Source organism: Porphyromonas miyakawae, from assembly GCF_045865415.1.
Classification (GTDB): Bacteria; Bacteroidota; Bacteroidia; order Bacteroidales; family Porphyromonadaceae; genus Porphyromonas; species Porphyromonas miyakawae.
The window spans coordinates 916,571-929,439 of sequence record NZ_BAAFSF010000001.1; the positions used below are offsets into that span (position 1 = coordinate 916,571).

Here is a 12,869-nt window from a genome sequence, read left to right on the forward strand (position 1 = left end):
ATAGTCAAATTAGAAGGAAAACCTCCCCGTGCTAAGCTGAAAAAATGAATATGTGTAAGGAAAATAATGAGTAATGAAATTTGGTCGATTGTTTAGTGGAAAGATGCAGACTTATTATCAAATAATTCCGCATCTAAGATTACGTATGTAGGAGGTGGAAGAAGAAAGTCTATGTCCCAGTAACAGTCAGCAGCGGTATCTTTTTAGCACACCACGCATAGAGAACCTCTTAATGTATAGAGGCATTGAGGTTTTTTATTTTGCAACGAAATGTTATTATAAGCGTTGCATGAGACGCTTTACAGCGTCATCCTTCCAAAAAGAAAATGTGCCATCAGCTATCTTTTCACGAACTGTTTCCATTAGTCTGAGATAGAAGGCTACATTGTGTATAGAGGCGAGAGTTAGGGCTGTTATCTCTTCTGCTCTGAAAAGGTGATGTAAGTAGGATAGTGAATAACGTTCGTCTATTGGTGAAGCTCCGTTACGTTCAATAGGCTCGAAGCAATTCTTCCATTTACTATTGCGTACATTTATAATGCCATTTTGTGTGAAAAGTTGAGCGTTACGCGCATTACGTGTTGGCATAATACAATCAAACATATCTACACCACGAGCAATTCCTTCCAATAAGTTGGCGGGGGTACCCACACCCATAAGATAACGGGGTCGATCCTTTGGAAGAATTGTATTAACCAACTCAATCATTTCATACATTTTTTCAGTTGGCTCTCCTACGGCAAGTCCACCTATTGCATTCCCTGGAGCATTGTATGCAGCCACCGCTTCGGCTGATTTACGTCTTAGATCCGGATAGACGCAGCCTTGGACGATTGGGAATAGGGCTTGGGTATATCCATACAAAGGTTCCGTTTCGTTAAAGCGCTTAAAACAGCGTTCCAACCAATGAAGTGTAAGCTCGAGAGAGTTTTTTGCATAGTGATATGAGGCAGTGCCTGGAGGACATTCATCAAAGGCCATTATGATATCACCTCCAATTATTCGTTCAATATCCATTACTCTCTCAGGAGAAAATAAATGTCTTGATCCATCAATATGCGAGGAAAAAGTGACACCTTCTCTTGATATTTTTCTACGATCGGCTAACGAAAACACCTGAAACCCACCACTGTCCGTAAGGATTGGCTTATTCCAAGTACCAAATTTGTGCAATCCTCCTGCAGCTTGTAAAATAGTTAATCCCGGCCGCAAGTAGAGATGGTATGTGTTCCCCAAAATGATTTTTGCATTGGTTTCTTCTACCTGCTCCATAGTCATTGCTTTTACGCTACCAGCAGTGCCGACAGGCATAAAAATAGGAGTGGGTATAGAACCGTGGTCAGTGGTTATAATGCCACAGCGAGCATCACTATATTTATCAGTAGATGTAATTGTGTAGGTCATTGTTTGTTGTGTAGGGGAACGATTTTAGCAGAGTGGCTTATTCTTATTAATGGATTATGAGAATTAATCATCCTCCTCGTTTTCTTTGTTAGAGGGAGGAGAAGCAAGCTGTGGCCTAATGGAAAGCTCAGTAACAAAGATAGGGCAGATGTGTGGGTTGTTTCCTGAATGAAGCAAAATGGAAAATCGACCATTTTTTATGTCTTTGTCAAAGTATAAGCAAAGGTCTTTCGTCCCATTTGAGGATAGGGTAGTCTGTGCTTTCACAAAATTTCCGTTAGTGTCAATACAAGACACTTCAAGGAGAGGACAGTCTTTCTTTTCTATTTTGTTTGGAAGCCCATAAAGTGTGATCTGTATCGTAATGGTAGTAGTTTTGTATAATGTATTCCTTACCAGAGTAGAGTAGAAGAGGGCATCAACACCATCTGAGAGAAGAATTGTAGACGGATATTGCTCTATGGGGATTAGGTCAGCCAATTCATAGGCATCTAAGCTCTTTGGAATTTGATACTTCAAATTTTCCTCAAAAGTAGGAGGGGTTGACTTCTTTTGATAATCTTCTAAGTCGGCTGTAATTCCATCAGCGGCTTTTTGGGCGATAGCAGAGAGACGATCAGACTTATAATGGGCATAGTATGTAATGACGCTATCGAAATCACTTTCAGTAACCTGATACTTTTTGAAAATTGAACGACGAAGGGAAATCAATAGTGTATCTGTGGAGGGGGATGGATCATTTATATAGATATTTTGAGCTACATAAAGCTCTCCAAGAATAGCTTCAATCTCTTTTTCAGAAAGCCTCTTTCCCCATTTATTGCCACATGAGAAACTTAGTCCTATAGTTGTAAAAAGGAGCAAGAGGGCAACTATCAAGCGTGCTTTTGAAGGCATTGTGTTTTACTTCTTTACTTTCTCTTTTGGTGCTGTTTGTCGCTTCTCTTCGTTAATGGTTTTAGTGGCTTTTCTAATTCGGGGGTTAGAGAAGTATTCCAAAGCCTCTGTAAATGGACGAACATGGAACACAAGCAATAAAATGACTCCTATTGAGATGCAGCTGTCTGCAAAGTTGAATACAGGATCAAAAAAAGTAAACGATTTTCCCCCAATGAAGGGTATCCATGAGGGCCATACCGTATCAATTAACGGAAAGTATAGCATATCAACCACCTTTCCGTGCATAAAGGTACCATATCCGCTACCAGTTGGAAATAGCTCTGCTACTTGCCCATGGCTGTCTGAGAAAATGATTCCATAGAACATGGAGTCTATTACATTTCCGATCCCACCTGCAAAGATAAGAGCCAAACAAGCAAGGAAGCCGAGAGGAAAGTGACGACTTTTAATAAGTATCACAATTGCATAAGCAATAAGCCCCATTGCAATAATGCGGAAAAATGTGAGAAAGAGCTTACTTCCGAGCTCAAGTCCAAAGGCCATTCCCATATTCTCCACAAAGAGAATGCGGAACCAATCAAAGACCCTAATTTCTTCTCCCAACTGCATGTGCGTTTTAACCCATATTTTGATCACTTGATCAATGATGAGAGTCAGCAAAACGATTGCACAAACCCAGACGGCTTGCTTGGTTGGGTTTTCTATACTAAAAGGATCCGAGTTATTGGCTCTCGGATCCTTAGGCAATGTGGACCGCTTCTTATCTTTCACTTTTATTTATGGACAAGGTTAATTTGTAGCTTTCCATGTCAATCTCAATTCCATCGCTTACTTTATCTGTAAGTACAAGATCGTCTGCTTGTACCTGCTCTGCAATGTAATCGTGAAATTTCTCAAAAGCCTGATCCATCTCCGTGCCGGATAGCACGAATACATTAATATGGTCATTTACCTCCAACCCAATCTGTTTACGCAGGTTCTGTATTCGGTTAACCAACTCTCTTGCTAATCCTTCAACGTAAAGATCAGGTGTGACTGTTACGTCAAGGGCTATCGTATTGCGACCATCTGTGGCAACCAGCCTACCCGGTATATCTTCCACATTGATAGTTACATCTTCTCTCATTAGCAATACCTCTTTGCCCGCTACATGAAGGGTGAGTTGTCCCTTTTGATCTAATTCGGTTATTTTATCTTGTGGAAGCGTAGAAATCTCTTGGGCTACGTCTTTCATGATCTTTCCGTAACGTGGCCCAAGTTTCTTAAAATCAGGTTTAATCGTTCGATGCCATACATCTGCGGAGGCATCTTCGTAGTTTATCGCCTTTACATTTACCTCATTAAGGATCCACTTGCTCACGGCTTCTATATCCTCTTTTTCTTCTTCGGAGGCTATGAGAATCATTATGGAAGCCAATGGTTGACGCACTTTAATATTTACTTTTCTACGTAAGGCGAGAACCATTCCTGTTAGCTCTTGAGCTCGCTTCATTCGGCGCTCAAGCACGCTGTCAATGCCTTTTTGATTTGCAATCGGGAAGCTAGTTAAATGGACAGATTTCTCGCTGCAGGTTAGATCTCTATAGAGACGGTCTGCATAGAATGGAGCAATTGGTGCAATAAGCTGTGCTACTGTTACCAAGCATTCGTATAGAGTGGCATAGGCACTTTTCTTGTCTTCTGTCATGTCTCCCACCCAGAAGCGTTTACGAGAGAGACGAACATACCAATTGCTTAAATGCGTTTCTACAAACTCTTCAATAGCCCGCCCCGCACGTGTAGGCTCGTAGTCCTCCAATGAGCTTGAGACCTCTCCAATTAGTGTATGAAGCATGGAAATAATCCACCTATCTATTTCAGGTCTCTCTTTGTAGGAAATGCTTTTCTCATCGGGATTAAAGCCATCAAGATTTGCATACATAGCAAAGAATTGGTATGTATTGTATAGTGTTCCAAAGAATTTCCTGCTAACCTCTTTAACTCCCTCGATGTCAAATTTGATGTTATCCCAAGGAGATGCATTGGTAATCATATACCAACGCAATGGATCGGCTCCATATGTATCTATCGTGATAAAGGGATCTACTGCATTGCCAAGTCTCTTGCTCATCTTATTGCCATTCTTGTCAAGGACAAGTCCGTTGGCAAGCACATTCTGATAGGCAACGCTATGCTTAACCATAGTAGCAATCGCATGTAGTGTGAAGAACCACCCTCTTGTTTGGTCAATACCTTCAGCAATAAAATCGGCAGGAAAAAACTTTCCTTCATCTACTGCTTCCTTATTCTCAAATGGATAGTGCAGTTGTGCGAAAGGCATAGCTCCTGAATCTAACCATACATCAACTAGGTCTTTCTCCCTATACATTGCTTTGCCAGTTGAGGATGTTAGGATGATTTCATCTACTATAGGACGATGCAAATCAACATGTGCATAATTCTCATCGCTCATATCTCCGGGCACGAATCCTTTAAATGGATTTTCATGCATCAGCCCGGATTGGATAGAACGTTCAATCTCATTGTATAGCTCCTCTATTGAGGCAATACAACGCTCTTCACCCCCATCTTCTGTACGCCAAATGTTAAGAGGAGTGCCCCAAAATCTGCTTCTAGATAAGTTCCAATCTTGGAGATTCTCTAACCATTTGCCGAAGCGCCCTGTACCAATGGTGGCCGGCTTCCAGCGGATGGACTCATTGAGGCGCATCATCTCTTCGCGACAAGCGGTTGTCTTGATGAACCAACTGTCTAATGGATAATAAAGGACAGGCTTGTCCGTACGCCAGCAGTGAGGATAACTATGCACATGTTTCCCAATCTTAAAGGCTTTGTTCTGCATTTTAAGCATGACACAAAGATCTGTGTCCAGGGTCGGATCACTTTCTTTGAGACTTTCGTCATAAGCATTCTTTACGTAGCGGCCGGCATAAACATCATAAAGTGATTCATTCATGTATTCAGCCCGAAAGGAGGCATCAATTTCTTCTGTTAGATAGAAGCGACCTCGCATGTCCACCATTGGACGTTCATTGCCTTCGCTATCTATAAGAACCAAGGAAGAAATACCAGCCTTTACAGCTACACGTTTATCGTCTTGACCGAAAGTAGGAGCAATATGCACAATGCCGGTTCCATCCTCGGTAGTTACATAATCTCCCGTGATCACTCTAAATGCATCACCCAGTGGCTTGACCCATGGTATAAGTTGCTCATAGGGTATTCCCTCAAGATCACAACCTTTCATCGTAGCAATTCTTTTCCATGGAAGATCCTTTGCCTCTCCATCCCATGTTTCGGGGAGTTTATCACACTCATTAGAAGAGGTAAAGTAAGCTTCTAAGCGTGCCGTGGCAAGCACTACGAACTCGTGGGTATGAGTATAAGGATTGAAAGTTTCTACTAATGTGTAGTCGATACCACTTCCTACGCAAAGGGCCGTATTACTAGGAAGCGTCCAAGGAGTTGTGGTCCAAGCTAAAAAGTAACATTCGTCCGTTATGCCCCAAGAATCCGGTATCCGGGTGATCTTAAACTGCGCTGTGCATACCGTATCTTTTACATCTCGGTAGCAACCCGGTTGGTTAAGCTCGTGTGTACTTAACCCTGTACCAGCAGCGGGTGAATAGGGCTGTATCGTATAGCCTTTATATAGAAGGCCCTTTTTGTAGAGATCAGCGAGCACCCACCAAAGTGTTTCCATGTATTTAGGCTTGTAGGTGATATAAGGCTGATCCATATCTACCCAATAGCCCATCTGCTCAGTAAGCTGTTCCCACTCTTTAGTGTAACGCATTACAGCTTTGCGGCACTCATCATTATATTGACGGATACTGATTTTCTTGCCGATATCTTCTTTTGTGATATTCAGTGCTTTCTCAACACCTAATTCCACAGGAAGTCCGTGAGTATCCCATCCGGCACGTCTTTCGACCAAGAATCCTTGCATCGTTTTATACCTGCAGAAAATATCCTTCAGAGATCGAGCTATAACATGATGGATTCCCGGCATTCCGTTGGCAGAGGGTGGCCCCTCGTAAAAGACAAAAGAGGGTGCGTTACGACGTGCCTCAACACTTTTAGCAAAGAGATCTTCCTCTTGCCATTGTTTTAGTACTTCCTTATTGATACGACTAAAATCCGGGTTTTCGTATGTTGTGAATCTATTTTCCATCTTTCTCTTCTTTTCTACTACTAAGGGCTTTCAGTTCCTCCTTGTATATAGTTGTAATGCAAACTTATTTATGAGAATGCAATATACTTGGCAAAGATAGCTAATCCGCATTTATCTGCAGCGATCTAAGAGATTGACATTTCCGATGATAGTGTCTGTTGGATTGATTCTATGCATTGTGTCAGTCCTTTCTGCAAGCAATGTTGAAGGAAAAAGGGTTATTGTAAACGAGAGCGTCCATTTTATCAACTTCTTTTATTATTCATTCCGTATCGATGAAGGAGTAACTTACTTCATATCGAATGCTATATTTTTTTGCGTTGCGCCCAATTCATTATTGATTATGAACTTTTTCAAATAATGGTTGTTTATCAATTGACATTTAATGCATGTAATGAAAATGAGAAAAAGAAGTCAATATTTATTTGTCGGGATAAGTATATTTATATTGTCGTACCTGGGTTGTTCACCCCTCATCGCTCAACAGAGGAAGGGTGTGGAAGCAATTGAGATTGATGCGACTTATATGAAAGCCAATATATATGATTGGGAGAAAAACCCAACGAAGTTTGTATATAAGGGGGAAAAACCTTGTGTAATTGATTTTTACGCAGATTGGTGTGGCCCATGCCGTGCCCTTGCTCCCAAGTTGGCTGAAGTCGCAGGAAACTATGTCGGTAAGATTGTTGTGTACAAGGTTAATATAGACAAAGAGAAGGAACTGGCAAAGCTATTTAAAGTGCAGTCTATTCCTATGTTACTCTTTGTTCCTATGAAAGAGACTCCTTATGTTTCAATGGGTAATGTGCCTAAGGAGTATATAAAAGATGCTATTGACAAGATATTGTGAAGATTTCGTTTTAATATCCAAAATAGTGGTCGTTATTCAAAATAAATGCGTACCTTAGCAAGGTAGAAGGGTAGGAGATACCCAAAACAAGAACAATGACTTGGAAAATTTGATATGATAAAATTTAAAGGAGAGATAGAAATTAAGCTTGGAGGAAAACAGCCGGAGGTAGGGCAGATGGCTCCTGACTTTATGGCTGTGAAGAATGACCTTAGTGAGGCACATCTAAGTGATTATAAAGGCAAAAGGGTAGTCCTGAACGTTTTTCCCAGTGTGGATACCGGTGTGTGCGCTGCAAGTGTGCGTCGCTTTAACAAAGAGGCTGCAGCTTTGAATAATACGGTTGTGTTATGTATCTCAATGGATTTGCCTTTTGCTCAACAAAGATTCTGTGCTGCAGAGGGAATTAAGAATGTTGTAATGCTTTCTGCTTTCCGTTGTACCTGTTTTAGTGAAAAGTATGGTTTGCGTATGGAAACAGGACCACTTGCAGGTCTTTTAGCCCGTAGCGTTTTTGTAATTGACGAAGAAGGAAAGCTGGTTTATAGCCAAATTGTACCGGAAGTTACTGAAGAGCCAAACTATGAGGCTGCTCTTGCTAAATTAAAGTAACTTCAAAGAAAGAACCCTTGTGAAAGGGCTTTTCATTATTTCATGTGTTGGTGTGTTGGGTCGTTGTGATACGCTTAGGTGTTTTACAGCGACCCTCTCCACAATCTAAAAGCCTATCTATACATAATGCGTATACACCCAATTCTACTCATCTTGACTATATTAGTCCCGCTTTCTTCTTTTGTGTCTTGTAAAAATAGAAAGGAGAAAGATAATAATGCTACTACGGTAGTGGCTGACAATCTACCAGTTTCGTCACCTTTCAATGCAGATAGTGCATATTCTTTTGTGTTACGTCAGGTAGAGTTTGGACCTCGCATACCGGGTAGTAATGCTCATAAGGAGTGTGGAGACTGGTTGGCCAATAAGTTGTCAGCGTTTGGAGCGTCTGTGATTGAGCAGAAAGCCCCTCTTACAACTCATGATGGCAAACAATTTGAAATGCGCAACATTATCGCTTCTTTTAACCCTGATGAGGCGGAACGTCTGCTTCTCTTTGCCCACTGGGATACACGCCCATGGTGTGATCAGGATGAAGATCCAACGTGGCATAATAAGCCTTTGGATGGTGCTGATGATGGAGCCAGTGGAGTAGCCGTACTTCTTGAAATGGCGCGCCTGATACAGGCTGAGAAAAGCAAGTTGGGGGTTGATATTGTACTCTTCGACTTAGAAGACTATGGCAAGTATAACGCTGAAGACTCATGGTGCTTGGGTTCAACTTATTGGAGTCAGCATCCACACAAAGAGGGATACACAGCTCGTTACGGCATTTTACTTGATATGGTCGGTGCTAAGGATGCACGCTTCAAGTGGGAGTACTTTTCAAAGTCAAATGCAAGTCATATATTGTCGAAAGTGTGGAAGAAAGCGAGTGAAAACGGATATACAGACTATTTTATTCCTGCAAGCACCGCTGCTCTGACGGATGACCATATACCCGTAATGCGCTATAGGGGTATCCCTTCAATCAATATTGTGAACTATTGTGAGGATAGAACCAAAGGATTTGGAGATCATTGGCATACGCACGCAGACAATATAAATGTAATTGACAAGAATGTGCTAAAGGCTGTAGGTAGCACGATATGGAGTACTATAAATGAATAGCACTCTAATTCCGGGATGGTAAAATATAAGTGACAATTATGACAAAAACGATAGAAGAGCTTCAGAATGAACTTATAGACGAGTTTGAACCCTTTGATGATTGGATGGATAGATACCAACTCATCATTGAAATGGGTGACAGTTTGCCCCTGATCTCTGATGCTGAAAAGGTTGATGATAACCTTATAGAGGGGTGTCAAAGTAGAGTGTGGATAGTTTGTAGTCAGGCTCCGGATGGCAAGCTGTATTTTAGAGCAGATAGCGATGCGCTTATTGTAAAAGGCATTGTGGCTATGTTGCTCAGAATCTACGATGGCCAAACTCCGAACGCTATATTACAAACTCCGCTTTTCTTCATAGAAAAACTGAATCTAACGGGACATCTTTCTCCTACGAGAAGTAATGGTCTAATGGCTATGTTGGCTCGTATCAAGGAGTATGCTACAAGCAAATTAGAGGGGTAACAAATGGATTTCAAACCAATACTCCTTGAGGATAGAGATATCTTATATCCTATCTTATTTAACTCAGGGCGGCCCATTTGTGATCTCTCATTTACAAATCTCTATGGTTGGAGCTTTCTCTATAACACTTCTTGGGCTGTAGAAGGAGACACGACATTAGTCATTCGTTTTAACGACAAACGGCATAATCATCCGGTTTACCTACTTCCATATTGTATTGATCTTGACTCTTGGCATAATACAATAGAAAGGCTTAAAACAGAAGAAGTTGGAGCAGAAAATGAGCCCCTTGTTTTCATGGGGGTTTCCCAAGAATGCTCTCATTTGTTAGAAGAGCATTTCCCGGGAGAATTTAGTCTGTTATGGGACGAAGACTATGCAGACTATATATATAAGAGAGAGAAGCTTGTATATCTGCGTGGAAAGAAATTACAGCCTAAGCGAAATCATATTAATAAGTTTAAACGTAGATATGTAGATTGGCATTTTGAGCCACTGAATATGTCTCTTTTGGACGAAGTCTTAGACTTTTCTACTCGTTGGTTTGAGGCCTCCGAGCCTTCTGAGGGGCTGAAAAATGAGCAGATTATGATTAGGCGAATACTTAGTCCGGAGGCTTATGAGACGCTACAACTTGAGGGCGGAGTGCTCTACGTGGAAGGTCAGATAGTTGCATTTACTTTAGGATCCCCCATTAATAAACAGACGTTTGATATACATGTGGAAAAAGCCCTTCCGGATATAGATGGAGCCTATGCTATGATTAATCAATCGTTTGCTTCTATTGTGTCGGATACCTTTGAGTATATCAATCGAGAGGAGGATTTAGGTATTCCGGGGCTCCGTTTTGCGAAAATGTCCTATCAGCCTGATATGCGCTTAGCGAAAGGAACTACTGTTTTAAGGCGTCCGTAGATAGGTGCAGAGAGATGGATAAGAAGCGTGCTGCATTCGATATATGGAAGGCTATTTTTCAAGATGACGAAGCCTTCATGCAGCTTTTTTTCAGTACGCTTTACCACGATCAAAACACCCTTTTAGTACAAAATGCTGCTATTGGAACAGCAAATGCACACCTCCAATTTTTGCCGTATAATCTGTGTGTGAATGACAGACTGTACCGCTCCTATTATGTCTGTGGGGTGGCAACTCGTCCGGAAATGCGTAGCCGAGGCCTGGCTAAACAGTTACTGCGTGCAGCTCATTATCAAATGTGGCTCAATGGGGCTACATTTAGCTTTCTAATTCCACAAGAGAATTGGTTATATGAATATTATAATAGGGTAGCACAATACCTTCCATTAGGGGAAAGAGCACAGTGTCTAACAGTTGATGAGAAGTCTTTTTCTCAGAGTTTGACTTCTGATTCTTACAAGCGCTTCTCAGCATTTCGCCAAAGGGCTCTTTCTGTGCCTCATGTAGTGCCTGATTACCTTCAGTGGCGTATTGCATTACAAACTGCAGTAATGAGTTCCGGAGGATATTTTTTTTATACTGCACAACATATGGACGCTTTATTTGAACGCCTTGGCGATTCATTCATAGCCCCCGTTGCGGCCACGAATAAAGAAAAGAATGTCTATCGTTGCGGTATGATAAGGTTGATTAATCCTATAAAGCTGCTGGTTGCTTATGCCAAAGAGCATATGCAAGACTCTTGGAGCTTCTTTTTATCCGATAAATCACTCCCTATGAATAATGGACTCTATATCCTTAAGAGTGGAATGGTTCGTTTTTTTCGACCAACCATTAAGGATGCTTCCAAATGTTCGACTCCTGAGGCATTTCAACAAGAAATAAAAAAGGAGTGGAACAGCATCTCTAAAAAGACACCTCGTCCAAAAATTTTTACACCCGAATCTTTACTCCTTTTTTTGATTGGTGAAAAGCGATTCTTTTTTGATCAACTGATGGATGGCCTAAGCTTCTAAAATGCATCCATTTGTTTTCTTTTCAAAATCTGTTTTGAAAATCATTCAATCTTAGTTTATTTTCCTTTCAGAAAAAGAAACTCAATATCCCTTCTTTTATTTCTTTTTGCAGATTGAGTTTCCGAATTCAAACTATCATATTCTATTTCTGTATTTCTAATCCAGAAATAGAAATGCCGGTATAATAGATAATATGCGATCATTGATAATATATTACAACAAACTATGTATGAGCGAGATACGATGTGTTTGGAATAATATATTTCACTATTTATAGGGCTCGTTGCTCTCGGTACTGGATTATCTTCTTATTTACGTAGGAAATAAACAGCTAACACTTGAAAATCAATAGAATACTTTTTCTAGATTAAATTATTATAGCGTTGAAAAGGGTAGTGTAATTCTTAAGTGCAAAACTTTCCATAATAGAAATAGCAATTAGCAATATATTATTTGGAAATTAGAATTGACGCTCCTGTGTTTCAATTTGCAAATAAGAAAATATGATTTTATCTTTGCTTCTGAAAGAAAAATCAAAAAACGGGTAAACAAAAATGAATGAGCAACTCCCAATAGACAACGAAGCTATCCGCATTCGTCTGAAAGAGATGATTGATACATTAGGCATCGGAAATACAGGTTTTGCAAATTCTGCTGATATCACTCCTTCTGTTGTTTCCAACATAATGAATGGGAAAAGCAATATCACCTTTGATACCTTAAATAAGGTGTTGACGGCTTATCCTGATTGGGAGAGAGACTGGCTACTTTTTGGCGAGGGCACTCCGTTAGTGGCCCCCAAAGACCACAATGCAGACAAAACAGTAAAAGCCTCAGAATCCAATTTGGAATTGACTCTTTCCAATCCATCGCCCTCTCAACCTATAATAGACAATGCAGCTCTACGCTCTATCATAGAAGACGTGACACAGAAGGCAGTGCATGCATTGCGAGAAGAGCTTCTGGAGAGCAATCAAAAGGAAATAATTGAAATACGAGTTTTTTACAGTGACGGCAGTTATGAAACCTTTCCCGGGAAACAGCATAGAAGTTAAATCACTTTTATAACGTAGATGCAATATTTAGGAGATAAAAATATTTCTCCTTGAAATATTCGATTTATGCTCTTATTCGAAGTGACCTACATCAAGGTTCAATTTATTCTCTCCGAATTAAGGCATGAAGACCAAAATAATACATCCCTATCTTTTAACTAAAATATCTGGACCTTTCCACAGAAAGATTCGTATATTTTGATTGAAAAGTATAGATCTTTTGGAAAGGGAGTTTGTCTCCATGTTTTGAGACTATTTTTCTTCCTTATAACCTTAGTAGACAAAAATACGATTAGGTATATTATGTTTAGTTGTATATATTCAAAACACTCTGTGCCCATTGTTGAAACTTATTCTACATACATATAC

The 12,869-nt window shown here is 40.4% G+C and carries 11 protein-coding genes; 7 read left to right on the forward strand and 4 right to left on the reverse strand.

What is annotated here, in order from left to right:
- Window positions 1-276: 276 nt before the first annotated feature.
- From tgt to ileS, 4 genes are all read right to left on the reverse strand, one after another.
- Window positions 277-1,404: a tRNA guanosine(34) transglycosylase Tgt gene (tgt, locus tag ACLWMH_RS03750; protein WP_411915410.1), complete on the reverse strand. Its 1,128-nt coding sequence runs from the start codon at window positions 1,402-1,404 to the stop codon at window positions 277-279.
- Between the two features lie 63 nt (window positions 1,405-1,467).
- Entirely contained in the window at window positions 1,468-2,301 is an 834-nt protein-coding gene (locus tag ACLWMH_RS03755) for a DUF4296 domain-containing protein (protein WP_411915411.1), read from the reverse strand.
- Window positions 2,302-2,307: 6 nt separating this feature from the next.
- A complete protein-coding gene (locus tag ACLWMH_RS03760; protein WP_411915604.1) occupies window positions 2,308-3,009 on the reverse strand; it encodes a lipoprotein signal peptidase in 702 nt (233 codons plus the stop codon).
- Window positions 3,010-3,064: 55 nt separating this feature from the next.
- Window positions 3,065-6,478 (reverse strand): isoleucine--tRNA ligase, encoded by a 3,414-nt coding sequence (gene ileS, locus ACLWMH_RS03765; RefSeq protein ID WP_411915412.1) that lies wholly within the window; start codon window positions 6,476-6,478, stop codon window positions 3,065-3,067.
- Window positions 6,479-6,974: 496 nt separating this feature from the next.
- Here ileS and ACLWMH_RS03770 point away from each other — a divergent pair, with 496 nt between their 5' ends.
- From ACLWMH_RS03770 to ACLWMH_RS03800, 7 genes are all read left to right on the forward strand, one after another.
- Window positions 6,975-7,328: a thioredoxin family protein gene (locus ACLWMH_RS03770; protein ID WP_411915413.1), complete on the forward strand. Its 354-nt coding sequence runs from the start codon at window positions 6,975-6,977 to the stop codon at window positions 7,326-7,328.
- 114 nt (window positions 7,329-7,442) lie between these two features.
- Window positions 7,443-7,940 (forward strand): thiol peroxidase, encoded by a 498-nt coding sequence (gene tpx, locus ACLWMH_RS03775; protein WP_411915414.1) that lies wholly within the window; start codon window positions 7,443-7,445, stop codon window positions 7,938-7,940.
- 126 nt (window positions 7,941-8,066) lie between these two features.
- Window positions 8,067-9,050, forward strand: a complete 984-nt coding sequence (locus ACLWMH_RS03780) for a M28 family peptidase (RefSeq protein WP_411915415.1) — start codon at window positions 8,067-8,069, stop codon at window positions 9,048-9,050.
- Window positions 9,051-9,088: 38 nt separating this feature from the next.
- On the forward strand, window positions 9,089-9,514 hold the full coding sequence (locus tag ACLWMH_RS03785; protein ID WP_411915416.1) for a SufE family protein: 426 nt from the start codon (window positions 9,089-9,091) through the stop codon (window positions 9,512-9,514).
- A gap of 3 nt (window positions 9,515-9,517) precedes the next feature.
- Window positions 9,518-10,429 carry a DUF2156 domain-containing protein gene (locus ACLWMH_RS03790; RefSeq protein ID WP_411915417.1) on the forward strand — a complete coding sequence of 304 codons (912 nt, stop codon included), beginning with the start codon at window positions 9,518-9,520 and terminating at the stop codon, window positions 10,427-10,429.
- A gap of 14 nt (window positions 10,430-10,443) precedes the next feature.
- Entirely contained in the window at window positions 10,444-11,445 is a 1,002-nt protein-coding gene (locus ACLWMH_RS03795; RefSeq protein ID WP_411915418.1) for a GNAT family N-acetyltransferase, read from the forward strand.
- Between the two features lie 554 nt (window positions 11,446-11,999).
- Window positions 12,000-12,500, forward strand: a complete 501-nt coding sequence (locus ACLWMH_RS03800) for a helix-turn-helix domain-containing protein (RefSeq protein WP_411915419.1) — start codon at window positions 12,000-12,002, stop codon at window positions 12,498-12,500.
- Window positions 12,501-12,869: the final 369 nt, after the last annotated feature.

Bases quoted from the DNA above. Each gene is read 5' to 3' on its own strand.
- tpx (WP_411915414.1), top strand. From the start codon at position 7,443: ATGATAAAATTTAAAGGAGAGATAGAAATTAAGCTTGGAGGAAAACAG.
- ACLWMH_RS03790 (WP_411915417.1), top strand. From the start codon at position 9,518: ATGGATTTCAAACCAATACTCCTTGAGGATAGAGATATCTTATATCCT.
- ileS (WP_411915412.1), bottom strand. From the start codon at position 6,478: ATGGAAAATAGATTCACAACATACGAAAACCCGGATTTTAGTCGTATC.
- ACLWMH_RS03795 (WP_411915418.1), top strand. From the start codon at position 10,444: ATGGATAAGAAGCGTGCTGCATTCGATATATGGAAGGCTATTTTTCAA.
- ACLWMH_RS03785 (WP_411915416.1), top strand. From the start codon at position 9,089: ATGACAAAAACGATAGAAGAGCTTCAGAATGAACTTATAGACGAGTTT.
- tgt (WP_411915410.1), bottom strand. From the start codon at position 1,404: ATGACCTACACAATTACATCTACTGATAAATATAGTGATGCTCGCTGT.
- ACLWMH_RS03780 (WP_411915415.1), top strand. From the start codon at position 8,067: ATGCGTATACACCCAATTCTACTCATCTTGACTATATTAGTCCCGCTT.
- ACLWMH_RS03800 (WP_411915419.1), top strand. From the start codon at position 12,000: ATGAATGAGCAACTCCCAATAGACAACGAAGCTATCCGCATTCGTCTG.
- ACLWMH_RS03755 (WP_411915411.1), bottom strand. From the start codon at position 2,301: ATGCCTTCAAAAGCACGCTTGATAGTTGCCCTCTTGCTCCTTTTTACA.